The sequence below is a fragment of the Saccharopolyspora halophila genome (genome assembly GCF_039531955.1).
In the GTDB taxonomy this organism is placed as follows: Bacteria; Actinomycetota; Actinomycetes; order Mycobacteriales; family Pseudonocardiaceae; genus Saccharopolyspora; species Saccharopolyspora halophila.
The window spans coordinates 367824-392609 of sequence record NZ_BAAARA010000021.1; the positions used below are offsets into that span (position 1 = coordinate 367824).

A 24786-nucleotide genomic window follows, 5' to 3' on the forward strand; every position below is an offset into this window, starting at 1 on the left:
GTTCAGGCGAGGGAATCGAGAACGCTTGGAGCGAGCCCGAAAGCGGTTGTCATACCGATTCCGGAGGTCACGGCGACGGCGGTGACGCCGGGGGAGATGCGGGTGCGGAGGAACTCGCCCTCGGCGGAGGCGTAAACGCCTTGCCAGCGGCGCACCACGGTGAGGTCGTCGCGACCGAGCAGGTCGCGGGTTTCGGCGAGCAGCAACCGGTCGAGTTCCTCCGACGACCAGGGCTCGGGCGTGCGGGAATAGGTGTGCGTGTCGCCGACGACGAGATCGCCGCCGGGTAGCCGGGTGAGCATGTGGTTGACCGAGGCCTCCAGCAGCTCCGGGCGTTGCTCGCTCCAGCGCTCGCGCAGTGCGCGGGCGCCTTCGGTTCTCGCGAGCGCGGGATAGCGCAGCATCGACGTGCCGGTCAGCAGGGCGGGATCGAGCCGCAGCTCGGGGGCGCGCACCTGCAGCATCTGCAGCACGCAGCGCCGCATCCCGGCGGCATCGGCGGTTTCGGGCAGGATCCGGTCGAGGTCGTGACCGACGCAGAGCACGACGCGCCGGCCGCGCAGCGACCCTCGGCCGGTGCGCACGAGCCCTTCCTCGACGCCCAGTACCGGAGTGGACCAGAGCATGCGCACCCCGGGCTGGGCGGCGAGCCACTCGGCGATCGCCGCGGCAGCGCGCTGCTGGTCGACGCGGAGGTCGCGGGGGAGGAGCGCGGCGCCGTGCAGACCCTCGGCGGACACCGGGGCGGCGGCGGTCGCCTCGGCGGGGGCGAGCAGCCGGACCTGGTCCGGGCCTCGGTCCTCGGAGAGTTCCTCGAGAGCCGCGATCTCCTCGGCGGACCTGGCGGCCACGACCGTGCCGCATTCGGCCACGTCGAAACCGGCTTCGCCGCCGAGCCGCAACCAGGTCTCCCTGGCCTGCTCGGCGAAGCTCAGCGCCTCGCCGGTCTGGGCGGTGATGCAGGCGTGCCCGAAGTTGCGGACCGAAGCGCCGACGGCGCGTTCGTCGCGCTCGACGACCGTGACCGACATTCCGCGCCGCACCGCCTCGACGGCGTGGGCCAGTCCGACGATCCCGGCGCCGACGACGACCAGATCGCTTGCAGTGCTCGAATCGCTCACGGCGAGTACTTTCGCAGCGGCCGGAAAGCCAGGTCAACGACTTGTATGTACAAGTCATCCTGCGTTCATCAAGGCCTTTCCGCTCATACACGTGCCGTCGGCCAGGGCTTGTATAGTCCAGTGCGTGACGACTCCACTGCACCTCGCACTGGCCGGAGAACTGAGGCAGCGGATCCGGGAGGGCCACATCGCCGTCGGCGAGTCGCTTCCCTCGGAAGCGCAGCTGTGCCAGGAGTTCTCGGTGTCCCGCGGCCCGATCAGACAGGCCCTGGCGGCGCTGCGCGACGAGGGCCTGATCGGTGGCGGCAAGGGCAAGCGCCCGGTGGTGCTCGACGCCGTGCCGAGCCAGCCGTTCGAGTCGTTCCTGTCGTTCACCCGGCGCGCCGAGATCACCGGGCACGTTCCGGGCCAGCGGCTGCAGGAAATCGCGCTGCGCCGGCCCGATCCCACCATCGCCGCGGCGCTGCAGCTCGACCCCGACGCCCTGGCCGTCCAGCTGCTGCGGCTGCGCCTGCTCGACGGCAGGCCCGCCATGCTGGAGCGGATGACCTACCGCGAGGAGATCGGCAGGCCGTTGCTGGGCGCCGACCTCGACGCGGGATCGATCTACGCCTACCTCACCGAGCAGGGCGTGGACCTGCACGCCGCGCGGCACACCTTCGACGCGGTGGCCGCCGATCCCACCGACGCCCGGTTGCTGGAGGTCGCCGAGGAATCGCCGCTGCTCCGGGAGCGCCGGGTGACCACGGATTCCGTCGGCACACCGCTGGAGTGCTCCGAGGACCGCTACCGGCCCGACGTCGCCACGGTGACCGTCAGCAACACCCGCAGCTCGCGGGCGGACCTGACCCGCACCGGTTCTGCTTGGACCGGGGAGTTCGCGCCGTCGTCAGCGGCCGAGGTCGCCGGCGCCTGAGCAGTCACGGCACGATGGCCTGCCGGGGCACCTCGCCCCGGCGCGCGGCCGCGAAGGCCGACTCCAGCTCGTCGAGGCGGTAGCGGCCGGCGACCAGCTCGGCGAACGGTCGCGCGCGGTGGTTCTCGGTGCTGAACTCGACCGCCGTCCGCAGGTCGCGCGGGTGGTAGTTGTGCACGCCGACGACCCGGTGCAGACCGCGGACCAGCTGCTCCGGATCCAACCGCGCTGCCGGGCCGGGGGACACCGATCCGGCCAGCACCGCCACTCCGCCCACGGCCAGCGAGTCCACGCAGGACTGCACGGCATCGGGCGCTCCGGAGAGCTCCAGGGCGACGTCCGTTTCGGCGATCGCCGATCCGACGGGTCGCGCCTCGACCGCGCCGAAGCGCAGGGCCTGCTCCCGGCGTCGCGCGTGCGGGTCGATCGCCAGCACCTCCGCGCCGGACGCCGCGAGCATCGCCACGGCGGTCTGCCCGAGCATTCCCGCACCGTTGACCAACGCCCGGGTCCCCGGGCCGATCGGCCCGGCAGCACCCACCACAGCGGCGACCGTGGCCGTCGCGCAGGAGATCGGCGCCGCGACCTCGGCGGGCAGCCCCTCGTCGACGGCAGCGATCGCCGTGCCCGGCAGCAGCAGGCAGTGCGTGGCGAAACCACCGCGCAGCGGGCTCTGCTCGTCCCAGGTCTCGTGGCCGTACTTGCGCAGGTGCAGGCACTTCTGCGGCAGGTCCGCCCGGCACCGGGTGCAGCTCTGGCAGGAGGCGGTCACCGACCAGACCACGCGCAGGCCGGGTGCCACCGGTGTTCCGTCCAGGCATTGCGGCTCGTCCGGCCCGACCTCCACCACGCGCCCGACCTGCTCGTGCCCCAGCACTCCGGGCGACGGGGCGGGCCGGCCGCCGGTGACCGAGTGCAGATCGCTGCCGCACACGGTCGCCATCTCGATCTCGACCAGGACCTCCCCGGTGCGCAGCTGACCCGGTAATGGCGACTCGACGACGGTGAACGGTCCGCCGACTCCCTCCCAGCGGGCGCATCGAGCGGTGCGGCGAGCGGGAGCGGGTGCAGCCATGCCGACCACGTTGCCAACCGCGCGGTTGCCTGTATAGACATGTGGCGAGCTGTTCATCGACAGGTCACGTCCGTTCCACCGCAGGGCGGCCACCGCGGGTTTTCGTCGTAGGGTCGCGGGATGTCCTCGGGAGCGGTTCCGGTGACCCCGGTGCTCGGCGGCGTGGTCGCGCTGCTGCTGGTGACGGCGACGATCGTGGTCCGGCTCGGTGGTTTCGCGCGGTACCGGCGGGTCGCCGTCGCCGGTGTGCGCGGGGCGGTGCAGCTGCTGGCGGTGTCGCTGGTGATCACCTACATCGTGCGATCGCCCTGGCTGGTCGCCCTGTTCATCGTCCTGATGTTCGCGATCGCGGCGCGCACCGCCGGGCGGCGCGTCGTCACCGGCCGCGCGTGGTGGTGGGCGGCGGTGCCGATCGCCGCCGGAGTGGGTCCGGTGGCGGCGCTGGTGCTGGTGACCGGCGCGGTGCCCGCCACCGGACTGGTGCTGATCCCGCTGGTGGGCCAGCTGATCGGCGGTGCGCTCACGGCGACCGCGCTCGCGGGTCGTCGGCTGCTCGACGAACTCGGCCAGCGTCGCGGCGAGGTGGAGGCGGCCCTGGCCCTGGGCCTGACCGAGCGGGACTCCCGGCTCGAGATCGCCCGTCCGGTGGCGGGAACCGCGTTGGTTCCCGCGCTCGATCAGACGCGGACCGTCGGCCTGGTGACCCTGCCCGGCGCGTTCGTCGGCATGTTGCTGGGCGGCGCCGATCCCGTGCAGGCCGGGGTGGTGCAGCTGTTCGTGCTCGTGGCGCTGTTGGCGGTCCAAGCAGTGGCGATCCAGGCCGTTCTGGAGATCGTCTCGCGCGGCCTGCTCGCGGAGCCGGACGCTCAGCGGCGCTGAGCAGCGAGCCGCGGAGCACCTGGTGCGCGACCACCGGGGTTCAGCGCTCGGCGCGGTCCTGCTCCAGCATCGGGTACTCCGCGCCCAGGTCGTCGGCGCTTCGTAAGCGCCCGCGTGCGATGTCTCCGACCTGGCCGGACGTCCGGCACGCGGCCCCGGCCCGCACACGGCGGCGCCGCCGCGCGAGTTTCCCCTAGGGGAGGGGCGGCAGCAGCTCCGGGATTTAACCGGATGTTCGATTTCCGCATGATCCGTAGGGTGTGGTCCGTACCAATTCGGGTCTCAGGACCGGGTCGGGACGTGGTCCGCAGCGTGGGGGCGTCGGGCGCGGCCTGGGGGTGTGTCGACTGGAGGGATCCATGAACGCCAAGGCCGTGGCGGCGGAATATCAAGGCGCGCTCGCCGCGCTGTCGGTGAACGCCTCGCTGGACGAGGTGCTCGAGCAGGCCGAACGGCACGACGCCGCCGCCGCGACGCCCGCCGAGCGCGCGGGCGCGTTGCTGGCCATCGCGGAGGCCTGCAGACGGCTGGGGCGCATCGATCGCGCCGAGCGCTCCTGGCGAGCCGCCTACCGCAACGCGCGGGACGCCGAGGACGCCGCGGCGATGGCGTGGGCGTTGTGGAGCGGCGGCACGCTGGCGCGCCAGCGCGGCCGGTACGCGTTGGCGCGCCGGTTGCTCGGCCGCGCCGCCGACGCGGCCGAGCGCGGTGCCGACCGGATGGCTCGCGGCTACGCCCTCGCCGGGTTGGCCGAAACCGGCCGGGTGCAAGGAGATTTCGCGGGAACGCTGCGATTGCACGAGCAGCTGCTCGCCGAGGCCCGCGCCGACGGGCAGCCGCGGCACGTGGTGTGGGCGCTGGAGGGGATCGCGCAGATCCACCGGCACGCGGGCGACCACGACACCGCCCTGGCCATGTTCACCGAGGCCCGCGACATCGCCACCGAGGGCGACGACCAGCGCGGCCGGGCCTGGGCGCTGCGCGGGATCGCCGACCTCACCTCGTTGCGCGGTGAGCCCGACCGGGCGCTGGGGCTGCTGACCGAGGGGGAGGAGACCTGCCGGGAGATGCGGCTGGAGGCGGCCCTGGCCTACAACCACAAGATGCGCGGCAACGTGCTCTACCGCGCAGGCCGCTACGCCGAGGCCGAACGCGTCTACCGGGCGACGATCGAGGAGTTCACCGAGATCGCCGAGCCGCGCGGGGAAGCGCTGGCCCGCCTCGGTCTGGTCAAGAGCCAAGCCCGCCGAGGCGCTCCGACCGCCCAGGTCGACGAGGAGCTGCGCTCCCTGCACGCCCGCTTCACCGAAGCAGGCCTGCACCACGCAGCGGAAATGGCCCGAACCGCCCGAACCGAGCTGCTCTGACCGCTCCCAGAGCACGCCCCCGACACCCGCTCCCGCAGGGGAGGTGACAGTTTTGCCTTAGGAGACATTTCGGTTTGCCGTGTGCGTGGCGGTGCGGGTGGCGGAACCTGACGCGTCGCGTGGCTGCGGGATCCGCTCCTTGAGTAGCGGCCTACGCGGTATCGCGGCTGTCCTCGCCACACGCCGCGGCAGAACCCGCGGCGGTGCGAGCTGAGTCCCACACCTGAAACAGCGGCTCCGCCGCCTACTGCAAGGACCCCTAAACTGCAAGCCTCCCGCGCCCGAAACATCCGCGCAGTTTTAGGCAAAACTGTCACACGGCCGGCCTTGGGGTGGGTCGCGGCGTCGTTGGGTCGGGCTCGTTGTTGTGGCAGATGGCGTAGTGCGGGCGAGAATTGGACAAAACGCGGCGAAGTCTAGACCAATTGTCCGGATCGGCGTCTACTTCTCATCGGTGTGTTTCCTGCTCTGCGGAAGGGATTTCCGATGCGTCGAAGAGTTGCGCTGGTTCTCGGTGGGGTCGCCACGTTGGCCCTCGGTCTCACCACCACGGTGCCTGCCGGTGCCGCCGAGGCGCAGGCCTCCCCAGGTCTGCTGACGGCGATGCAGCAGGACCTGGGGCTGACCGCCGAACAGACCAAGGCCCGGCTCAGCGAGGAGGAGAAGGCCACCGACGTGCTGCCCGCGGCCAAGCGGGCGGCGGGAGAGGCCTTCGGCGGCGCGTGGTTCGACGCGGAGCGCGGCGAACTCGTCGTCGGGGTGACCGATCCGGCGGTGGAGGCGGAGGTCGAGAAGGCCGGCGCCGAGCCGGTTCCCGCGCGCGTCACGGCGACGGCGCTCGCCGAGGCGAAGAAGTCGCTGGACGGCTCGCTGAGCGAACAGCCCGCACCGGACTCGGTCAGCAGCTGGCGCACCGATTCGCGCACCGGCGCGCTGGTGGTCGCGGTGCAGCCCGGCGCGCAGGGCGCCGAGGTCGAGGCCTTCGTCGATCGGGCGCGGGAGACCGGGGTTCCGGTGGAGATCGAGACGGCCCCGCGGCCGAAGACCACGGCGGCGGGCGTCGTCGGCGGCGATCCGTACTACATCAACGGCAACGTCCGGTGCTCCATCGGATTCTCCGTGCAGGGCGGGTTCGTCAGCGCCGGGCACTGCGGGGCCACCGGCTCGCCGACGACCGGCTGGGACGGCTCGGCACTGGGCACGTTCGCCGGATCCTCGTTCCCCGGTGATGACTACGCCTTCGTCGACATCGAGAACGGTTGGTGGACGGAGCCCGTCGTGCTGGGGTGGGGCACGACGAGCGATCGGATCGTGCGCGGTTCCTCGGTGGCCGTACCGGGCTCGTCGATCTGCCGCTCGGGTTCCACGACGCAGTGGCACTGCGGTGAGGTCCAGGGCCTCAACGAGACGGTCAACTACGAGCAGGGCGCGGTGCACGAGCTGACGCGGACCTCGGTGTGCGCGGAGCCGGGTGACTCGGGCGGCTCGTTCATCTCCGGCGACCAGGCTCAGGGCGTGACCTCGGGTGGCAGCGGTGACTGCACCTCCGGCGGGACGACCTGGTTCCAGCCGGTGAACGAGATCCTCGACGCCTACGGTCTGACGCTCGTCACGGGCTGAGCTCCGGCGGTGCGCGCGAGAGGCCTTGCGGTGCTTCGCAGGGCCTCTCGTGCGGTGACTCTGGAACGCTGATGTGCTGCCGGAGCCCGCGGCCGCCTCGAAGCGCATCATCCGACCTCCAAGGTTGGTGACGCGTCAACTAGCGCGGAAGAGTGCCGAGGTGACGCGATGGCTCGACGAACGGGAGCGCCGCGCCTGGCGCGGATACCTGGCGATGCACGCGCAGCTCAACGCCCGGCTGCACCGCCAGCTGCAGGCCGGTTCGGGCCTGTCGCTGACCGACTTCGACGTGCTGGTCCGGCTCACCGACCAGCCGGAACCGCGGATGCGGATGGGCGAGCTGGCCAAAGCCCTGCAATGGGAGAAGAGCAGGCTCTCGCACCACCTCGCCCGCATGGAGAAGCGCGGGCTGGTGGGGCGCGAGGAATGCGCCGGCGACGCCCGCGGTTCCTACGTCGTGCTGACCGCGCGGGGACGCGAGGTGATCGAGCAGGCGGCGCCCGCGCACGTCGAATCCGTGCAGGAGTACGTCTTCGACCAGCTCAGCGACGAGGAGGTCGACGCGCTGACGGCGATCACCGACCGCGTCCTGCAGCGCCTGCACGACGCGGGATGATTCGCGCGGCGCGCCTGCTGATCGACGCGGGTCCGGCGATCAGCAGCAGGGCACGGCGCGGAACGGGCCGCCCGCGCGCAGGATGTTCTCCAGCACCGCGAGATGGCTCTCGATGACCCGGTAGCGGCTCCAGGTGCCCTTTCGCTCGCGTTCCAGGATCCCCGCGTTGACCAGTATTTTCAGGTGGTGGCTCAGCGAGGGTTGGGGCATGTCGAACTGGTCGGCCAGGTCGCGGAAGCACACTTCCCCGCCGACGGACTGCGCCACGAGCGACAGCAGGCGCACTCGGACCGGTTCGCCGAGGGCTTTGAACAGGCGGGCCGCGCAGGTGGCCCTTTCGTCGCTGACATCGGTCGCGCTGTCCAGCATCGTGCGCAGCTCCGGGTCAAGCGTCGAGGTAGCGGGCTCGTTCACCACTTCAGCACCATCCTCGTCCGGACGGGCGCCGGTCGCTCGTGCCGAACGACCGGCGCCGACTTGCCGAGCAGCGCGGTTGGCTATCCGATCGCCAGTACCGGGGTGAACCGGGCCAGGGCCACGACGGAGAACAGCAGCACGGCCGCGCCGAGCAGGCCGGCGTCGGCCGCGTCGACGCGGCCCAACGTACTGGCGGGACGGCGTTGCGAGAAGGAGAAACCGCGCAACTGCAGGGTGGACATCATGGTCCCGGCGCGGCGGGCCAGGATGATGATGGCGGGCACGAAGAGCTTGGCGGCGTTGCCGACGGCGCGGATCGGTCGCTTCGGACTGAGCTCGATGCCCTTGATCTTCATGGCGTCGACGGTGCGGAAGATGTCCGCCAGGCTGGCGTACATCAGCAGGAACGCGTAGCCGACCAGGAAGCACAACGGTTCCGGGATGCGCAGCCCGCGCATGCCGTCGGTGAGCTTGTCCGGCGACATCGTCGACAGCAGAGCCAAGCTCAGGAAAAGCGCGGCCGACCACGCGAATCCGAGTTTCAGGCCGAAGTCCAGATCGCCGTCGAACGGGGCGAACTGCCCTGCCGCCAGATCGCGCCACAGCGGAACGATGATCAGCCCGATGAAGTTGGGCAGCTGCAGCGCCCACAGGATCAGCAGCGCCAGCGGTGGAACGCGGGCGACGAAGCTCAGGGCCAGCCCGGCGAAGGTGGCGGCGAGCATCCACGGCCAGCTCGGGGCGGTGTAGAGGAAGGCGATCACCAGCGCGAACAGCACCAGCTTGATGCGGGGGTCGCGTCGGTGCAGGACGGTGTCCTTGTCGGTGTGGAACAGGGGGACGCGCACGGTCAGGCCTCCTGGGGGACCGGGTCGAGCTGAGCGGCGAGTTCGGCGACCGAGAACGCCTCGAAGCCCAGGTGGCCGGCGATCTGGGCAGCTCGCGGAGGCAGCAGGGAGGTGCGGGCGAGCGTTTCCGCACCGCGAGAGCCGAAGACCTCCCGGGGACTTCCGCTGGTGAGCACGCGGCCCGCGTCGAGCAGGGTGATCGTGTCGGCGGTCTCGGCGACCAGGTCGAGGTCGTGCTCGACCAAGACGACGGCGGTGCCCTGCGCCCTGAGCTGGTGCAGCAGGTGGCGCAGCGCCGCGCGGGCCGGAGCGTCCAGCGAAACGCGGGGTTCGTCGAGGACGAGGACCGCCGGTTCCAGCGCGAGGGCAGCGGCGATGGCCACGAGTTTGCGGTGCCCCTTGGAGAGCTGCGTGGGGTCGTTTTCCATCAGCTCGCTCGGCAGACCGACCAGGGACCTGGCCCGGTCCACGGCCTCGGCGATGTGCTCGTCGCTGAGCACCTTCTCCCGGCGGAACCAGCCGCTCCGCCGGAACTGGCGCTGGCGCAGCGGAAAGGCGATCTCCTCGTGCACCGTGCGCTCGGTGATCTGCTCGTCGGGGTTCTGCAGCGCGGTGCCGACGACTCGAGCCAGCTCGGCCGGGGAGTGCTCGCGCGTGTCGAGTCCACCGATGACGACTTCGCCGGTGCTCGGGCGAAGCAGTCCGCAGAGCATGCGCAGCAGGGTCGACTTGCCCGCCCCGTTGCCGCCGACGACGGCGTGCACCTGACCGGGTGCCACCCGCATCGAGACGTCGCGCACCGCGGCCGTGCCGTCGCGGTAGCGGAAGTCGGCCCCGCGGATCTCGACGGCCGGTGCGGAGACCGGCTGCGCGGTATCTGCGGCCGAGGCCGCCTCGCCGGACCGATCGCCGGAAACCTCGTCCTCGAGGGGGCGGCTCGCGATCGTGAGCTCGTCCACAGTCAGGGGGCTGCTGCCGATGTCGGCGGCCCTGGCGATCTGGGCGACGGTGGGAGGCTCGACCTGGGCGTCGGTGAGGAGGTCGACATCGCGCAGCAGGTCGTCAGCTCGCCCGTGCGCGTGCACGCCGCCGTCGCGCAGCACCAGGAGCTGGTCTGCGATCCCGACCAGCAGGTCCACGTCGTCCTCGACGACCGCCAGGGTCATCCTGGTGGACAGCTCGCCCGCGAGCCTGCGGATCTCCTCCTTGCCCGCGGGGTCGAGCAGACCCGTCACGTTGTCCAGGATGAGCACCTGCGGGTCGCTGGCCAGCGCTGCGGCGATGGCGACGCGCTGCTGCTGCCCGCCGGAGAGCTCCCAGGTGCGCTTGTGCTCCACGTCCAGGTGGCCGAGTCCGAGCTCGTCGAGCAGCTGCAGGGCGCGCAGGCGGGCCTCGGCGACGGGAGTTCCCTGGTTGATCAGCGGGGCCATCACCTCGGCCACTACGGTGATCTGGGTCAGCTGCGAGGCGTAGTCCTCGAACACGAGGCTGACCCGGCGGGCCACCTCGGTGATCGCGGAATCCCGTGGGTCGAGGTCGACCAGGTTCAGCTCGCCCTCGGAGGAACCGCCGCTGCTGCGGGGCGCGAGCCCGGCCAGCGTCATGCACAGGGAGGTCTTGCCGGCCCCCATCGGGCCGACGACCCCGAGCACGTCGCCTGCGGCGACGTCGAGGGAGACCCCGGTGAACGCGGCGCGCGGCTGGTCGGGGTAGGTGAGTTCGAGGTTCTTGGTGTGGATCACGGCATCTCCTGTGAACGAAAAGCGGCCGTCGCGCGGCCGAAACCGGCCGCGCGACGACCGCCTGACTACCGTGCCGGGCTCACTTCGAGACCGGGGCGAATCCGAGCAGGCGCTCGATGCGTCCGTGCAAGGCGTAGGCCAGCGGCACGGTGACCAGCGCACCCATGACGAGGCCGTGGGTGACCGTGTTGCCCAGGGCGCTGTAGACGGTGACCCCGAGCCCTTCCTCGCCGAAGGCCAGGAAGGCCGAAGCCTCGATGACGGCCTGCACCAACGAGCCCACCAGGCAGGCGACGCTGATCCGGGCCCAGTTCAGCGGCTTCCCGCTCATCAGGTACCCGGCCAGTGCGAAACCGATGAAATATCCGGCGAAACCGAAGGGGTCGTCGACCTCGTAGCCCTCGATGATGTCGCCGATGGCCTCGCCGACGGCCGCGCCCAGCGGGATGGCGATGGTCGGCAGACCGCGCGGCAGCAGCGCCAGGAACACGAACGGGATGAAGAACGGCTTGAAGTCGATGTCGACCGGGATCTCCGGGACCCGCTCGAAGATCAGCAGGCCGAAGAAGAACAGCACGGCGACGAGTGCGGCGACCACCATGGCCTTCGACGTCGTCGGCTGTCCTCCGGAGGGCGCTGCAGTGGCTCTGCCCTGTTCGTTCATCTTTCTGCTTCTCCCAGCGGTCGAGCGGTGAAGTGCGCGTGCTTGCGCGGTTGGACGTTTCGATCCGCAGCTCGCATGCGTGTCTGCGACGGCGCGGCTCCACGTCCCGTGTTCGCGGTACACCTGCATTCAAAATCTTCGATCTAAATGCCGGGTGAACCGAAGGAGTCCGTCGGGAGTTGGATCGAAGACCCTCGATTCAATGCTCATTTCGTCACGCGTCAACCACGGTTGGTGATCAACCCGCTAATGCCTGCGATTTCGAGCGGCTCGCTCATTTCATTTCTGCACCTAAATATTTGCGTCGGAGGTGGCTCCAGGAGAGCGGAGAGGTGCGGTTGCGGCGTCGTCGCCAGGGGAAAGGCGTCCTCGGGGTATTCGCTTGGGAGGCGTTGCGCGACCGCATCTCTGGCCGAGTGCGCGCTGTCGTGTAATCGGATGGCTTCCGACGCTCCGGGCTGCTCGGGGGTCCGGGTTCGGAATTGAGCCGTCCATTTGTAGGCGCGCCCTCGCAGTGGCCTTCCCGTCCGATCGGGTTCGCACCGGAAGCGGAGCATTCACTTCCGCCGAGCGGCAATCGTTCCATTGTTCGCGAATGCTCTCGCGGTGCGAACCTCCGCGCGGGTGGGAATTCGGCCGCGTTCGCGGCTGCATCGGAACTCCGGCGGGATTCTCCCGGCTGCTGATCGGCGAGTTCGGCGAAACGACGTCGCCGCGCGTGGTGGTGCGGTGACCCGGGGTGTCATCGGGGCCCAGGTGCGCGCGTCCGAACCTACGGTTGCGTAGCCTGACGTCGTGGCAGAGATCGTGTACCCGCCTGTCGTGCTGGCGGCCAAGACCATGTTCCGGGTGCTGGACAACCGACTGCAGGTGACGGGAACCGAGCACATCCCGCGCAGCGGCGGGGCGGTGATCGCCTGCAATCACGTCAGCTACCTGGACTTCATCTTCTGCGGCTTGGGCGCGCAGCCCGCCAAGCGGCTGGTGCGGTTCATGGCCAAGAAGGAGATCTTCGACAACCGGATCGCCGGCCCGCTGATGCGCGGCATGCACCACATCCCGGTGGATCGCGCGGCGGGCAAGGGCTCCTACGACGAGGCGGTGCGGCGCTTGCGCGGCGGCGAGGTCGTCGGGGTTTTCCCGGAGGCGACCATCAGCCGGTCGTTCACCGTCAAGCCGATCAAGTCCGGCGCGGTCCGAATGGCCGCCGACGCGGGCGTGCCGGTCGTGCCGATGGCGTTGTGGGGCACTCACCGGTTGTGGACGAAGGGAAGGCCGCGCACGCTCACCAAGCGGCACGTGCCGATCCACATCCACGCTGGCGAGCCGTTCCACCCGGGGCCGGACGACGACCCCGACGTGCTCAGCCGCGACCTCCGCGCGCGCATGTCGACGATCCTCGACGACCTGCAGGCCGGCTATCCCGACCAGCCCGCGAGCGAGGAGGACCGCTGGTGGCTGCCCGTCCACCTCGGCGGCACCGCGCCCACGCCCGAGGAGGCGGCCGCGCTCGACGCCCGCGGCTCCGGCGACTGAACTCCGGCGGGCGGAGGAATCGGCCTGCTCACGTCCAGGCGCGCTGGTGCCAGCGCCACGCCTGGACGGTGAGGAAGTCGTCCAGGGTGCGCGGTGCGCGGCCGAGCAGGTCGGCGAGCTCGTCCGTGATCGGCTGGTTCTTGCCGAGCCGCGTCAGGGTGTAGACGGTCGTCATGAATCCGATGCTGTCCCAGCCCGCACCGCGTTCGCGCAGCCGCGCGGCGAAGCGCAGCGCGCCGGGACGGCTGTAGCGCACCGGGTGGCCCAGGTGCCGGGTCAACGCCGCGGCGACCTCGGACATGGAGAGCGCGGCCGGGCCTGTCAGGTGGTGCACGCGGTCGCGTGCTGGTGCCGGGCGCGCAGCAGCGCGTCGCCCGCGACGGTGGCGACATCGCGGGCGACGATGAAGGTCGTCCTCCCGCGCCCGGCGGGGATGAACAGCTCGCCGCGCTCGGCGATGTCGACGCCGTGGGTGGAGATCTGCCGGTGCAGGTTCTGCATGAAGAAGCCGCACCGCAGCACCGTGGCGGACATCGTCGACGCGAACAGCTGTTGCTCGACCTCGTGGTGCGGGATGAACGCGGCCTTGTCCGCGCCGAACACGGAAACGTAGACCACGTGGCGGCACCCGGCCCGGTCGGCGGCTCGCAGGAACGGCAGCATCGCAGCGCGGGCGGCCCGGTTGCCGGGCAGCGGGAAGAGGAGGAAGAGCTCCCCACGTCAGCCAGCGCGTCCGGCCAGGTGGAGCGGTCGAAGAAGTCAAGTCGGGCGACTCGCCGCCGCGGCCCGCGATGCGTTCGGCCTGGGACTCGGGGTGGCGGCAGGCCACCCGCCACCGACCGGCCGCGCGGTCGGTCAGCTGCTCGACCAACTCGGCGCCGACGTTTCCCGAAGGACCGGTCACGACCAGCATTCCAGCATCCCCGGTTCGCGTCCTCGTGGAGTGGTCGGTGCAGCACATCGTCAGGGCGCTGCGCGGTCCCATCGTCCTACTGAGCTTCGGACGCGACCGCACCCGGACCGCCGAGGTGTGTCCAGCCGGGGATCCATGCCCGCAGCACGGTGGGCGAGCCGGGAGCGGCCGGCGCTGCCCGCAGCACGGACCGCGCCGGGAGCGTGCTGGGATTCGTGCGGGGACTGTTCGGCTCGACGCCCGGCTGGCGCGGGAGGCGGTGCCGAGCAGTACCGCTGAAGCCGCTCCTCCTGGGCCGAATGGGGTATTGCCGCGCTCGCGGCGAGCGGTTCCGGCTGAAAACCCTTGGCGCGGGGTGAGGGGTGTCGTAACCTCCCGGCATTCGTTGGACGTGAACGTCCTTCACATTCACCGGAGGGAGTGCCCTCGCATGCCCGTTGCCAGAAGACGGCTGCTGGCCGCCGCTGCTGCCGCGCCGGTGGTCGGTTCGGTGTGGGGTTCCACAGCGTTCGCCGAGACTCGCGACGGCGGGCGGTTGCTCGTCGGTCGCGGGGTATCCGACGTGACCGGACCAGCGGCCGAGAACGGCATGATGGGCTACTCGATGCCGCAGCAGCAGACCGCGGGCGTCCACCTGCGCACGCTGGCTCGCGCGTTCGTCGTCGACGACGGGTGGCGGCGGCTGGTCTTCGTCACCGCGGAACTGGGAGCGCTGTTCCAATCGGTGCACCTGGAGGTGCTGCGCCGCCTCGCCCGCACCCACGGGGAGCGCTACACCGAGCAGAACGTGCTGCTCAACGCCACGCACACGCACGCGGCCTGCGGCGGTGACTCGCACTACGCCGCTTACGACCTGGCCACCCTGGGGTTCCAGGAGCAGGTCTTCGAAGCGGTGGTCTCCGGCATCGTGGAAGCGATCGACCGGGCGCACGCGGACCTGAAACCCGGCACCGCGGCGGTGGGGCGCGCGGAGCTCACCAACGCCAGCGTGAACCGCTCCCGAGAGGCCTTCGACCGCAATCCCCGCGAGGATCGCGCGCACTTCCCGGACGCCATCGACCCCGGCGTGACGGTGCTGCGCTTCCGCCAGGGCGAGCGCGATGTCGGTGCGATCGCGTGGTTCGCCACCCACGGCACCTCGATGACCAACACCAACCGGCTGATCAGCTCGGACAACAAGGGCTACGCGGCCTACGCCTGGGAGAGCACCGACACCGGCTTCGTGGCCTGCTTCGCGCAGACCAACGCGGGCGACATGTCGCCGAACCTCGCCCTGAGCCCGGGAACCGGCCCCACCGACGACGAGTTCGACAACACCCGCATCATCGGCGAACGTCAGTTCCGGGCCGCCAAGGCGGCTTTCGACGCCGCCACCGAGCCGATGCGCGCCGGGGTGGACCACCGGCTGTGCTATGTGGACATGTCCGATGTCGCCGTGGACGGTCGATTCACCCCGGACGGGAAACGACACCGGACCTGCACGGCCGCGATCGGGGCGTCCATGCTCGCGGGCAGCCGCGAGGACGGTCCGGGCGCTCCGATTCCTGAGGGCATGCGCAACCCGTTGCTGGAATGGCTGGGCGGGGCCAATGTGCCCGTCCCGCCGGAGCTCTCCGACGAGCAGTCACCCAAGCTGGTCGCCGTCCCCTTCGGCGCGATGCGGCCGTACCCGTGGTGCCCGCAGGTCCTACCGGTGCAGCTGGTGCGCATCGGGGAGCTGTACCTGGCGGCCGGACCGGCGGAGTTCACCATCGTCGCCGGGCTGCGAGTCCGCCGCGCGGTGGCCGCCGAGCTCGGCGTGCCGCTGGAGAGCGTGCTGGTGCAGGGCTACGCGAACGGCTACAGCCAGTACGTCACGACGCCCGAGGAATACGACAGCCAGCAGTACGAGGGCGCCTCGACGCTGTTCGGCCGCTACACCCTGCCCGCATACCAGCAGGAGTTCAGCAGGTTGGCCGCCGCGATGCGCTCGGGGCGGCAGGTGGGCATCGGGCAGTTGCCGCCGGACATGTCCGGCACGATGCCCAGCTTCCAGCCGGGCGTGCTCTTCGACGTACCGCCTCCGGGGCGATCCTTCGGCGACGTGCTCGTCCAGCCCCGCGCTCGCTACCGCGCGGGCGAGCGGGTCACCGCGGAGTTCGTCACCGGGCACCCGAAGAACGATCTGCGCCGCGGCGGCACGTTCACGGAGGTCCAGCGACTGCTGGACGGCCGCTGGGTGACCGTCGCCGACGACCGGGACTGGGCGACGAGGTACCACTGGAAGCGCAGCGGCACGGCGTCCTCCACGGCGACGTTGACCTGGGACGTACCGGCCGCCGCGCCGAGCGGCCGGTACCGGCTGGTGCACCACGGAGACTGGAAGGCGGGCAACGCCGTCACGCCCTTCACCGGGGCGACGCGCGAATTCGTCGTCCGAGCGGGAGTCCGGTAGCGGGGATCGGTGCGGCCGGTTCACCGGCTCGGGAACGGCCCCGCTCTGCCGAGCAGCGCGGGCACCTCCTTGCCGAGCCGCTCGCCGATCCAGGCCCCGGTGCGGGAGAGCTCCTCCAGGTCCATGCCGGTGCGAATCCCCATGCCGGACAGCAGGTACTCCAGATCCTCGGTGGCGATGTTGCCGGTCGCGTTCGGCGCGAAGGGGCAACCGCCGATGCCGCCCACGCTCGCGTCCAGTGTGGATACTCCGGCTCGGACGGCGGCGAACGAGTTGGCGTACCCGGTGTTTCGCGTGTTGTGGAAATGGCAACGCAAGCCGGCGTCGGTGACCTCGCGGACTCGGCCGACCAGCTCGTGCACCTGGGTGGGCACGCCCACGCCCACGGTGTCGGCCAGCGCGAGCTCGTAGGGGCCCGAGTCCGCGATGCGGCGGGCCAGCTCGGTGACGTGATCGCTGCTGACCGCGCCCTCGAACGGGCAGCCGAACGCCACCGCGATCGTGGCCACGGGGCGGATTCCGCTGGCGTGCGCGCGTTCGGCGATCTCGGCCCAGACCCGCAGGCCCTCCTCGGTGGTGACGCCCTGGTTGCGCTTGCTGAACTCATCGGTGGCCACCACGACCACGTTGATCTCGCGCAGCCCTGCGGCGAGCGCGCGGTCGAAGCCGCGACCGTTGAGCACCAGGCCCGAGTACTCCACGTCGTCGCGTTGCGGGAGGGCGGCCAGCACCTCCTCGGCGTCGGCCATCTGCGGGACGAGTCTCGGGTGCACGAACGAGGCGGCCTCGATCCGGCGCGCCCCCGCCGCGATGGCCCGCTCGACGAGCTCGACCTTGGTCGCGGTCGGCAGCAACGTGCTCTCGTTCTGCAGGCCGTCGCGCGGTCCGACTTCCACGATTCCGACTTCAGCAGGCAGTCCTGCGGTCACGACGCCTCCTCGTTGTGCACAATCTGGCTCCTTGCGCATCATCGGCTCCCGAAATGGCAGGTGCAAGGTCTGTTCAGCCGAGGGTCGCGCTGCTAGATTGTGCACAATTTTTCGAAGGAGTGGGACATGTCACAAGCCGCCGCGCGGGCTTACCGGGCACTGCGCGAGGACATCCTCAACGGGCTCCGCCCTGCGGGAACCCGGCTGCGCGAGGAGCAGCTAGCGGAGGAGTACGGCCTCAGCCGCACGCCGGTGCGCGAGGCCATCCGGCGGTTGCAGGCCGACGGTCTGGTGCAGGTGGTGCCCAACCGCGGGGCCGAGGTCGTCTCGCTCAGCCCCGAGGACACCGAGGAGATCTTCGGGCTGCGCAGCATGCTGGAGAGCTACGCGGCCCGCAACGCCGCGCTGCGCGGTGCCGACGTGACGCGGCTGCGCGAGCTGTGCGAGGCGATGGAGCAGCAGATCGCGCGCCTCGACGAAGGCGCGGCCGACGAGGCGCACGACGAGATCACGCGGCTGAACATGGAGTTCCACCGGGTCATCCACGAGGCGGGAGGGCGACGGCTGCTGCCGGAGCTGCTTTCCCGGGTGATCGAGGTGCCACTGGTGCGGCGCACCTTCCACCAGTACTCGACCGCCGAGCTCAACCGCAGCTTCACCCAGCACCGCGAGCTGGCCGACGCGATCGCCGCGGGCGACGGCGATTGGGCGCACGCGGTCATGCAGTCGCACGTTCTAGCGGCCCGGGCGACCCTGCTTCGCTCGGAGCCGGACGAGGAGGAGACCCAGTGACGCACACGTCGAGCGGACCGCTCTCGGACATCCGCGTCATCGAGGCGGGCACGCTCATCGCGGGTCCGTTCTGCGGCCAGCTGCTGGCCGACTTCGGCGCGGAAGTGATCAAGGTCGAGGACCCGGGCGTCGGTGACCCCATGCGGGAGTGGGGTCAGCAGAAGCACGAGGGCCGATCGCTGGCCTGGCCGGTCATCGCTCGCAACAAGAAGTCGGTGACGGCCAACCTGCGCGCCGAAGAGGGCCAGCGGATCCTGCGCGAGCTGGTGGCCACGGCCGACGTGCTGGTGGAGAACTTCCGCCCGGGCACCCTGGAGCGCTGGGGCTTGGGCTACGAGCAGCTGCAGGAGATCAACCCGGGGCTGGTGCTGGTCCGGGTGACCGGGTACGGGCAGGACGGCCCGTACGCCTCGCGCGCCGGGTTCGGCGCGATCGGTGAGGCGATGGGCGGCATCCGGCACGTCACCGGTGAGCCGGACCGGCCGCCGAGCCGGGTGGGGGTCAGCCTGGGCGACTCGCTGGCGGCGACGTTCTCCGCGCTGGGCGCGGTGATGGCGTTGCACGCGCGGCAGCGCACCGGTCGAGGCCAGGTCGTCGACACCGCGATCTACGAGGCGGTGCTCGCCTTCATGGAGTCGTTGCTGCCGGAGTGGGAGTTCGCGGGTTATCGGCGGGAGCGGACCGGCTCGGTGCTGCCGAGGATCGCGCCGAGCAACGCCTATCCGACCGCCGACGGCGCCGAGATCATCATCGGGGCGAACCGGGACACCGTGTTCGCGCGGTTGTGCGAGGTCATGGGCGAGCCGGAGCTCTCCTCCGGGGAGCACTACGGCACCCACGACGCGCGGGGCGAGAACCAGGAGGAGCTCGACGAGCGCATCGCCACCTGGACCCGCAAGTTCGACGCCGACGACGTGCTCGGCCGGTTGCACGAGGCGGGCGTGCCCGCCGGGCGGGTCTACACCGCCGAGGACATGATGGCCGACCCGCACTACGCCGCGCGGCAGGCGATCGTGCGGCTGATGCATCCACAACTGGGGGAGTTCCCGATGCAGAACGTGGTGCCCCGGCTGTCCGAGACCCCGGGCGAAGTGCATTCCGTGGGGCCGGAACTCGGGCAGCACAACGAGGAGATCTACGGAGAGGTTTTCGGCGCGGACGCCGAGCAGCTGCGCCGGTGGCGCGAGCAGCAGGTGATCTGACCGGAAGCGGGCGAACCGGCCGACTCGCGCGGTAGCGGTGCGGCGCGGCCGGTTTCGCCATCACGCGGTGGCATCCCAGTGCGGTCCGGCCCGGCAGAAGGGCGGAAGACCGCAACGGACAACTCGATTCGGAGTCCCCCATGGATCAACGACGATCTCAGGACAGCCCAAGACGCGAACCGATCCGCAGCCCGGGGTTGTGGATCGGCATGGCGGTGATCGTGCTGGCGGGCGTGCCGTTCTACCTGCCGGCCGGTTCAGTGCACCCGATGTTGCTCGGCCTTCCCTACTGGATGGCGATCTCGGTGCTGTTCACCGTGCTGTTCGCCGCGTTCGTCAGCTGGATCTGCCTGCGCCGCTGGAACGTCGTCGAGCCCGAGGAGCAGGCGGCCGCGCGCGACGGGGGTGAGATGCGATGACCGGGCTGAGCTTCGGTGGCATCAGCGGCATTCTCGTACTCGTCGCCTACGCGACGGCGATGCTGCTGATCGGCTACTTCGCCGGGCGCGGGCAACCCAAGGGCGAGCAGAAGACCGCGCGCGGCTACTACCTGGGCGGCTCCGGGCTGGGGTTCGTCGCGCTGTTCTTCACCCTCTACGCCTCGCAGTACAGCGGGAACTCGATCGTCGGCTACGCCCCGGAGGCGTACCGCTCCGGGTTCGTCTGGTGGCAGTCGGTTCCGTTCATGATCGCGGTGATCGCGGGGTACCTGCTGTTCGCGCCCCGGCTGTACGCGATCGCCAAGCGCGAGTCGTTCGTGACCCCGACCGACTGGGTGCGCTACCGCTTCCGCTCCTCGGCGGTGTCGTTGCTGGTCGCGCTCCTGATGCTGTGGGGGCTGGCGAACTACCTGCTGGAGCAGCTCGTGGCGATGGGCCAGGGCATCTCGGGACTGACCGGCAACACCGTGCCCTATCAGGTCGGCGTGATCGGGTTCGTCGTGGTGATGCTGGTCTACTCCTGGGCGGGCGGGATGCGCGCGGTGGCGCTCACCGACGTCATGCAGGGGATCGCGCTGCTGCTGGGAGTGGCGGTGCTGCTGGCGGGTGCGCTCTACCTGTCCGGCGGCGGGATCGGGGACCTCACCCGGCACCTGGCCGAGAGCGCGCCGGAGAAGGTCGGCGTGCCCAGCGGTGAGGAGTCGGTCAACTGGCTGTCGATGATCATCATGATCGGCATCGGCGCGGCCGTGTACCCGCATGCCATCCAGCGCATCTACGCCGCGCGCAGCGAGCGAACGCTCAAGCGCTCGCTGGCGACCATGGCCTGGATGCCGCTGGTGACCACCGGCGTCGTGTTCGTGGTGGGGATCGTGGGCATCGAGCTGTTCCCGGGGTTGTCCGAGGACGATTCGGAGCAGCTGGTCGGGATGATCGCCAACGAGGTCGCGGGCATCAACCTGTTCTACTACGCGCTGATGATCCTGCTCTTCGGCGGCGTGGTCGCCGCGATCGTCTCCACCGCGGACTCGGCACTGCTGAGCTTCTCCTCGGTGATCTCGCAGGACCTCTACGCGCGGCACATCGCGCCGAACACCTCCGAGCGCAAGCAGGTGCTGGTCGGCAAGATCGCCGCTGTGGTGGCCGTCGCGATACTGCTCGCGGTGGCCTGGAACCCGCCGAGCACGTTGTTCAACATCTTCGTGCTGAAGTTCGAGCTGATCGTCCAGATCGCGCCCGCGTTCATCCTCGGCCTGTACTGGCGAAGGCTGTCCGCGGGGCCGGTGTTCTGGGGGATGCTCGCAGGCGCGGTGTTCGCCGGAGCGTGGACGGTCTTCGACGTGGACAAGCTCTACGGCATCCCGGCAGGGCTCCTCGGTCTCGCGCTCAACGTGGCGATCTGCCTGGTCGGCTCGCTGCTGATCAGCCGACCCGACGCGGAGGTGCCGAACACCGACCCGCACCTGGCCCCGCGAACCGCAACGACCCGCGACTGACCGACCCGGCCCGCGGCGCCGGCCCGACCCGGCCCGCGGGCGCGGTCGACCTCACCCCGCGCGGGGTGACAGTTTTGCCTAAAACTGTGCGGACACCTCGGGCGCCGAGGGCTGACAGTTCTAGGCAAAACTGTCAGGTTCGGGCAGCATCCAAGCGGCAACCGCCTCGTCCTGCAGGGCCGCACCGTAGGAGGGCACGACAGCGTCGAGATCGGCGACTGCCGGGACAACGAGGTGCGCGGCGGTGCGGTTCCCCGGTGCGGCGAACCGGACCTTCGGTGACTCGGAGCGGCTGTGCCGCCAACCGCGCCATTCACGAATGTCGATTCCGCGAAAGATGTTTTCGGAATTCCGGGCCGCCGTTCGTGATCCCATTCCGGCCCTTCGTGCGGGTTTGGAATCCACTAGTTTGCGAATCATTGTCCAGCGCTGCAGCGGCATGTCATGTTGCTTTCGAACACGCCCATCTGGAGAGAGCCCGCTCCGGGATTCTCGCGGTGCAGGATCCGCGTCCGCTCGGAGTTCGCACGTCGCTCCGGATCTGGATGGCAGCGCGAACCCGCGTCCCGAACACCGCAAAGGAGCGGATTGTGATCGCATCGGATACTGCAACGAGCCATGAAAGACCCGCGCAACCCGAACCCGAACCGACGCCCGGACCGCTGTCCGGAGATCCCGCGCTCATCGGCGTTCCCACGTTCATCGTGGGCTCGATCGCACTCGGTCTGACTCTCGTGGGATTCGTGCCTGCCGCGGCGGTCGGAGCACCGGTGGCGATCATCCTGGCCGCCACCGGGATCGGTCAGCTCGTCGCCGCGCTCTGGGCGGCCGGGATCGGACAGAGCGCGGTCGCGTCGATTTTCGGCACCTTCGCCGGGTTCTGGCTCAGCTACGGCTTTCTCGTGCTGGGTTTGACCCACGGCTGGTTCGGCGTTCCCGCCGAGAGCGCCACCGCCACGCAGGCCCTGTTCCTGACCTCGTGGGCGGTCGTGGTCGGGCTGCTGACCCTGGCGACCCTGCGCCTCCCGGTGGCCTACACCCTGCTGTTCGGGTTGATCGCCACCGCACTCACCGTCGTCCTGTTCGCGACGCTGCAGGACTCGGCGGGATTGCAGACCTTGGGCGGGTACGTGGTCTTCATCTTCGCCGCCCTGGGCTGCTACCTGTTCCTCCACGTGATGTCGCTGGCGACAGGGGGTCGCGGACTGCCGCTCGGTCGTCCGCTGCTGAGCGGGTGACACCCCGGAAGGGTGGGGGCGACCACGATCGCCCCCACCCTTCCGGATCGTTGTCCCGGATTTCCCGCTGATCGCCGATCGGCGGCCGCGGATCGTGGGAGGGCGAAGTATCTCCGCGCTCCGGTGTGTTGAACATCGAGCCAAGGGACCGCGAAATGCGTCTCGTTCTCACCGGGCCCGATCTCGCCCGGTGAATACGTCGTGGACCGTGGAGGCCGAGGAAAATCGGTTGCCGCAGAGCCCTCGGGGTCAGTAGCTTGGCCGCCATGTGCGCGATCGCAGTGACCAGGACCCGCCGCGCCTAGCGGCGGATTCTTCGCGTTCCAGGAGGAAGCCGCCGCCTGAGCTAGCCAGTGCCGGGCGGTCCGTTCGTGCTGCCCGGCTCACCTCGGAGCTGCGGAGTTCTTGTGCACACGCGTCATCCTGGCCGTCATGAACTGGGCCAGAACTTTCTCATCGATCACACCATCATCAACGCGCTGGTCGGCGCCGTCGCCGACACCGCCGGGCCGATCGTCGAGATCGGCGCTGGAGACGGCGCGCTGACCTTCCCCCTGGAGCGGTTGGGCAGACGCTTGACCGGTATCGAAATCGACGAGCGGTGCGCTGAGCGGCTCGCACGCCGCGTCCGTCCGACGACGGAAATCGTGCAGGCGGATTTCCTGGACTTCAGGCTTCCCACGACACCCCATGCGCTGGTGGGCAATCTGCCGTTCCACCAGACCACCGCGATGCTTCGCCGCATCCTCCGTTCCCCGGGTTGGACCGAGGCCGTGCTGCTGGTGCAGTGGGAGGTGGCGCGCCGCCGTGCCGGGGTGGGCGGTGCGACCATGATGACCGCGCAGTGGTGGCCGTGGTTCGACTTCCACCTCGCCACCCGGGTCCCGGCGGCGGCATTCCACCCCCGGCCCGGCGTGGACGGCGGGGTGATGACCATGACCCGTCGGAGAAGCGCTCTGGTCCAGCACGAACACCGCGAGGACTACCAGGCGTTCGTGCACCGGGTTTTCACCGGCAGGGGAAGGGGGTTGGTGGAAGTCCTCACCACCGCCATCCCCGGTTCTTCGCAGCGGCGAGTCCGGCAATGGATGCGTCGGAACCGGGTCGCCGCGAATGCTCTCCCGAAGCACCTCGCCGCGGAACAGTGGGCCGATCTGTATCGGCTCTAGCGCCAAGCGGGGGAAACACCCCGCGCCGCATCGAGGATCGGAATCCTCGCGGTGAAACCGATGTGGCGCGGGGTGTTTCGCGGACGACTCAGTACCCCCGGGCGACCCACTCGTCGAACTGCGGGATGACCTCGCCGACCGTGGTGCTGGGCCCGTGGCCGGGGTGCACGACGGTGCTCTCCGGCAGCTCGAGCAACCGTTCCCGGATCGACCGGACGATCACGTCGAAGTCGGAGAACGAGCGCCCGGTCGCGCCGGGGCCACCGGCGAACAGGGTGTCGCCGGTGAACACCACGCCCAGCTCGCTCGAGTACAGGCACACCGAGCCGGGAGCGTGCCCGGGCGTGTGCAGCGCCCGCAGGCTCACGCCCGCCACGTCGAAGACCTGCTCGTCGGCGAAGTAGCGATCCGGCAGGCGTTCCGGGTGGGTCATCTTCCAGAGCGGGAGCTCGTCCGGGTGCAGGAAGATCGGGGCTCCGACCACGTCGGCCAGCTCGGGTGCCTTGCGCACGTGGTCGTCGTGCGCGTGCGTGGCCAGGACCGCTCGGACGGTGCGCCCGCCGATCAGCTCCCGGATGGCGTCGACATCGTGCGGAGCATCGATGACGGCGCACTCGTTGTCGTCGCCGACGACCCAGGCGTTGTTGTCGACCTCGTGGGTCTGGCCGTCCAGGGAGAACGTGCCGGAAGTCGTCGTGTGGTCGATCCGGGTCGCCATCACATCACCACCACCTTTCGATAGTCAGCATCGCGCCGCTCCATCTCGAACAGCGCTCCTTTCCGCACGCAGGACGATCTCATCGCGGGCTGACCGCTCCACCGGCAGCCGCCCGCTGGGACTCGAACCGACCGACGATCAGCCGCGCGGCAGAGCGGGTGGCGTGCCGGAGTGCTCGTAGTCCGCCAGCTGATCCAGCCTGCGCTGGTGGCGGCCGCCTTCGAACTCCGTGGTGAGGAACGCGTCCACCATGAGCTCGACCTCCTCGACCGGGTGCATTCGAGCACCGATTCCGGCCAGCAGCGCGTTGTTGTGCCGCCGGGACAGCTCGGCGATCTCGACGTTCCACACCAGTGCGGCGCGGACCCCGGGAACCTTGTTCGCCGCGATCTGTTCCCCGTTCCCGGAGCCGCCGAACACCAGTCCGAGGCTGCCCTCGTCGGCGACGACGTGCCGCGCCGCGTGGACGCAGAACGGTGGGTAGTCGTCCTCCGCGTCGTAGACCGCGGGGCCGACGTCGGTCACCTCGTGGCCGAGGTCGGCGAGCCTGGCGGCGAAGTGGTTCTTGAGCTCGAAGCCCGCGTGATCGGAGCCCAGGTAGATGCGCACGGGAAGGTCCTTCGCGGTCGTGGTGCGGATGGTGTCGGGGGCCGG

25 protein-coding genes are annotated in these 24786 nt (G+C 70.3%); 13 read left to right on the top strand and 12 right to left on the bottom strand.

The genetic code is table 11. The features are described from left to right. Positions 1-2: 2 nt before the first annotated feature. Complete coding sequence (locus ABD289_RS22690) at positions 3-1121, bottom strand: TIGR03364 family FAD-dependent oxidoreductase (RefSeq protein ID WP_344136607.1); 1119 nt, start codon at positions 1119-1121, stop codon at positions 3-5. 124 nt (positions 1122-1245) lie between these two features. Between ABD289_RS22690 and ABD289_RS22695 the strand changes: the two genes are divergently transcribed. Further along, entirely contained in the window at positions 1246-2037 is a 792-nt protein-coding gene (locus ABD289_RS22695) for a GntR family transcriptional regulator (RefSeq protein WP_344136610.1), read from the top strand. A 4-nt stretch (positions 2038-2041) separates the two neighbouring features. Here ABD289_RS22695 and ABD289_RS22700 read toward each other — a convergent pair whose 3' ends face one another. Continuing rightward, on the bottom strand, positions 2042-3112 hold the full coding sequence (locus ABD289_RS22700; RefSeq protein ID WP_344136613.1) for a zinc-binding dehydrogenase: 1071 nt from the start codon (positions 3110-3112) through the stop codon (positions 2042-2044). Positions 3113-3232: 120 nt separating this feature from the next. Here ABD289_RS22700 and ABD289_RS22705 point away from each other — a divergent pair, with 120 nt between their 5' ends. The 4 genes from ABD289_RS22705 (at position 3233) to ABD289_RS22720 (ending at position 7594) form a co-directional block, all read left to right on the top strand. Beyond that, entirely contained in the window at positions 3233-3991 is a 759-nt protein-coding gene (locus ABD289_RS22705; protein ID WP_344136616.1) for an ABC transporter permease, read from the top strand. A 359-nt stretch (positions 3992-4350) separates the two neighbouring features. Further along, positions 4351-5358, top strand: a complete 1008-nt coding sequence (locus ABD289_RS22710) for a tetratricopeptide repeat protein (RefSeq protein WP_344136619.1) — start codon at positions 4351-4353, stop codon at positions 5356-5358. Positions 5359-5844: 486 nt separating this feature from the next. Further along, on the top strand, positions 5845-6978 hold the full coding sequence (locus ABD289_RS22715; RefSeq protein ID WP_344136622.1) for a S1 family peptidase: 1134 nt from the start codon (positions 5845-5847) through the stop codon (positions 6976-6978). Positions 6979-7138: 160 nt separating this feature from the next. Beyond that, positions 7139-7594 carry a MarR family winged helix-turn-helix transcriptional regulator gene (locus ABD289_RS22720; protein WP_344136625.1) on the top strand — a complete coding sequence of 152 codons (456 nt, stop codon included), beginning with the start codon at positions 7139-7141 and terminating at the stop codon, positions 7592-7594. A gap of 39 nt (positions 7595-7633) precedes the next feature. On the opposite strand, the gene ABD289_RS22725 is transcribed toward ABD289_RS22720, so the two are convergent. The 4 genes from ABD289_RS22725 to ABD289_RS22740 form a co-directional block, all read right to left on the bottom strand. Continuing rightward, a complete protein-coding gene (locus ABD289_RS22725) occupies positions 7634-8008 on the bottom strand; it encodes an ArsR/SmtB family transcription factor (protein ID WP_344136628.1) in 375 nt (124 codons plus the stop codon). A gap of 83 nt (positions 8009-8091) precedes the next feature. Then, the gene (locus ABD289_RS22730) at positions 8092-8859 is read right to left on the bottom strand and encodes an energy-coupling factor transporter transmembrane component T family protein (protein ID WP_344136631.1); all 768 of its coding nucleotides are present in this window, start codon (positions 8857-8859) and stop codon (positions 8092-8094) included. Positions 8860-8861: 2 nt separating this feature from the next. After that, on the bottom strand, positions 8862-10601 hold the full coding sequence (locus ABD289_RS22735; protein WP_344136634.1) for an ABC transporter ATP-binding protein: 1740 nt from the start codon (positions 10599-10601) through the stop codon (positions 8862-8864). Between the two features lie 79 nt (positions 10602-10680). Then, positions 10681-11265 carry a hypothetical protein gene (locus ABD289_RS22740; protein WP_344136637.1) on the bottom strand — a complete coding sequence of 195 codons (585 nt, stop codon included), beginning with the start codon at positions 11263-11265 and terminating at the stop codon, positions 10681-10683. Positions 11266-12060: 795 nt separating this feature from the next. On the opposite strand from ABD289_RS22740, the gene ABD289_RS22745 reads away from it, so the two are divergent. Beyond that, complete coding sequence (locus ABD289_RS22745) at positions 12061-12801, top strand: lysophospholipid acyltransferase family protein (protein WP_344136640.1); 741 nt, start codon at positions 12061-12063, stop codon at positions 12799-12801. Between the two features lie 28 nt (positions 12802-12829). Here the strand turns inward: ABD289_RS22745 and ABD289_RS22750 are convergent, their stop codons facing one another. Together ABD289_RS22750 and ABD289_RS22755 are read right to left on the bottom strand one after the other, a co-directional pair. Further along, positions 12830-13135 carry a Rossmann-fold NAD(P)-binding domain-containing protein gene (locus ABD289_RS22750; RefSeq protein WP_344136643.1) on the bottom strand — a complete coding sequence of 102 codons (306 nt, stop codon included), beginning with the start codon at positions 13133-13135 and terminating at the stop codon, positions 12830-12832. Further along, complete coding sequence (locus tag ABD289_RS22755; protein WP_486374885.1) at positions 13123-13419, bottom strand: SDR family oxidoreductase; 297 nt, start codon at positions 13417-13419, stop codon at positions 13123-13125. Before ABD289_RS22755 ends, ABD289_RS22750 begins: the two co-directional genes overlap by 13 nt. Positions 13420-14144: 725 nt before the next feature. On the opposite strand from ABD289_RS22755, the gene ABD289_RS22760 reads away from it, so the two are divergent. Continuing rightward, positions 14145-16148, top strand: coding sequence for a neutral/alkaline ceramidase (locus tag ABD289_RS22760; protein WP_344136649.1), 2004 nt, complete (start codon positions 14145-14147; stop codon positions 16146-16148). Between the two features lie 20 nt (positions 16149-16168). On the opposite strand, the gene ABD289_RS22765 is transcribed toward ABD289_RS22760, so the two are convergent. Beyond that, complete coding sequence (locus ABD289_RS22765) at positions 16169-17077, bottom strand: hydroxymethylglutaryl-CoA lyase (RefSeq protein WP_344136652.1); 909 nt, start codon at positions 17075-17077, stop codon at positions 16169-16171. 126 nt (positions 17078-17203) lie between these two features. On the opposite strand from ABD289_RS22765, the gene ABD289_RS22770 reads away from it, so the two are divergent. The 4 genes from ABD289_RS22770 (at position 17204) to ABD289_RS22785 (ending at position 21007) form a co-directional block, all read left to right on the top strand. After that, a complete protein-coding gene (locus ABD289_RS22770) occupies positions 17204-17869 on the top strand; it encodes a GntR family transcriptional regulator (protein ID WP_344136655.1) in 666 nt (221 codons plus the stop codon). Next, entirely contained in the window at positions 17866-19071 is a 1206-nt protein-coding gene (locus ABD289_RS22775; protein WP_344136658.1) for a CaiB/BaiF CoA transferase family protein, read from the top strand. Before ABD289_RS22770 ends, ABD289_RS22775 begins: the two co-directional genes overlap by 4 nt. 140 nt (positions 19072-19211) lie before the next feature. Further along, positions 19212-19490 carry a hypothetical protein gene (locus ABD289_RS22780; protein WP_344136661.1) on the top strand — a complete coding sequence of 93 codons (279 nt, stop codon included), beginning with the start codon at positions 19212-19214 and terminating at the stop codon, positions 19488-19490. Further along, on the top strand, positions 19487-21007 hold the full coding sequence (locus tag ABD289_RS22785) for a sodium:solute symporter family protein (protein WP_344136664.1): 1521 nt from the start codon (positions 19487-19489) through the stop codon (positions 21005-21007). Before ABD289_RS22780 ends, ABD289_RS22785 begins: the two co-directional genes overlap by 4 nt. Positions 21008-21127: 120 nt before the next feature. On the opposite strand, the gene ABD289_RS22790 is transcribed toward ABD289_RS22785, so the two are convergent. Then, a complete protein-coding gene (locus ABD289_RS22790; RefSeq protein WP_344136667.1) occupies positions 21128-21448 on the bottom strand; it encodes a hypothetical protein in 321 nt (106 codons plus the stop codon). Between the two features lie 104 nt (positions 21449-21552). On the opposite strand from ABD289_RS22790, the gene ABD289_RS22795 reads away from it, so the two are divergent. Both ABD289_RS22795 and erm read left to right on the top strand, forming a co-directional pair. Next, positions 21553-22245: a GPR1/FUN34/YaaH family transporter gene (locus ABD289_RS22795; protein WP_344136670.1), complete on the top strand. Its 693-nt coding sequence runs from the start codon at positions 21553-21555 to the stop codon at positions 22243-22245. A gap of 407 nt (positions 22246-22652) precedes the next feature. Then, positions 22653-23414 carry a 23S ribosomal RNA methyltransferase Erm gene (gene erm / locus ABD289_RS22800; RefSeq protein ID WP_344136673.1) on the top strand — a complete coding sequence of 254 codons (762 nt, stop codon included), beginning with the start codon at positions 22653-22655 and terminating at the stop codon, positions 23412-23414. A gap of 88 nt (positions 23415-23502) precedes the next feature. On the opposite strand, the gene ABD289_RS22805 is transcribed toward erm, so the two are convergent. After that, positions 23503-24132: an MBL fold metallo-hydrolase gene (locus tag ABD289_RS22805; RefSeq protein WP_344136676.1), complete on the bottom strand. Its 630-nt coding sequence runs from the start codon at positions 24130-24132 to the stop codon at positions 23503-23505. 138 nt (positions 24133-24270) lie between these two features. Further along, entirely contained in the window at positions 24271-24741 is a 471-nt protein-coding gene (locus ABD289_RS22810; protein WP_344136679.1) for a ribose-5-phosphate isomerase, read from the bottom strand. Positions 24742-24786 lie beyond the last annotated feature (45 nt).

Coding starts and splice junctions, on each gene's coding strand:
- ABD289_RS22770 (WP_344136655.1), top strand. CDS start 17,204: ATGTCACAAGCCGCCGCGCGGGCTTACCGGGCACTGCGCGAGGACATC.
- ABD289_RS22795 (WP_344136670.1), top strand. CDS start 21,553: ATGGCAGCGCGAACCCGCGTCCCGAACACCGCAAAGGAGCGGATTGTG.
- ABD289_RS22705 (WP_344136616.1), top strand. CDS start 3,233: ATGTCCTCGGGAGCGGTTCCGGTGACCCCGGTGCTCGGCGGCGTGGTC.
- ABD289_RS22700 (WP_344136613.1), bottom strand. CDS start 3,112: ATGGCTGCACCCGCTCCCGCTCGCCGCACCGCTCGATGCGCCCGCTGG.
- ABD289_RS22715 (WP_344136622.1), top strand. CDS start 5,845: ATGCGTCGAAGAGTTGCGCTGGTTCTCGGTGGGGTCGCCACGTTGGCC.
- ABD289_RS22780 (WP_344136661.1), top strand. CDS start 19,212: ATGGATCAACGACGATCTCAGGACAGCCCAAGACGCGAACCGATCCGC.
- ABD289_RS22805 (WP_344136676.1), bottom strand. CDS start 24,132: ATGGCGACCCGGATCGACCACACGACGACTTCCGGCACGTTCTCCCTG.
- ABD289_RS22740 (WP_344136637.1), bottom strand. CDS start 11,265: ATGAACGAACAGGGCAGAGCCACTGCAGCGCCCTCCGGAGGACAGCCG.
- ABD289_RS22760 (WP_344136649.1), top strand. CDS start 14,145: ATGCCCGTTGCCAGAAGACGGCTGCTGGCCGCCGCTGCTGCCGCGCCG.
- ABD289_RS22710 (WP_344136619.1), top strand. CDS start 4,351: ATGAACGCCAAGGCCGTGGCGGCGGAATATCAAGGCGCGCTCGCCGCG.
- ABD289_RS22785 (WP_344136664.1), top strand. CDS start 19,487: ATGACCGGGCTGAGCTTCGGTGGCATCAGCGGCATTCTCGTACTCGTC.
- ABD289_RS22790 (WP_344136667.1), bottom strand. CDS start 21,448: ATGCCGCTGCAGCGCTGGACAATGATTCGCAAACTAGTGGATTCCAAA.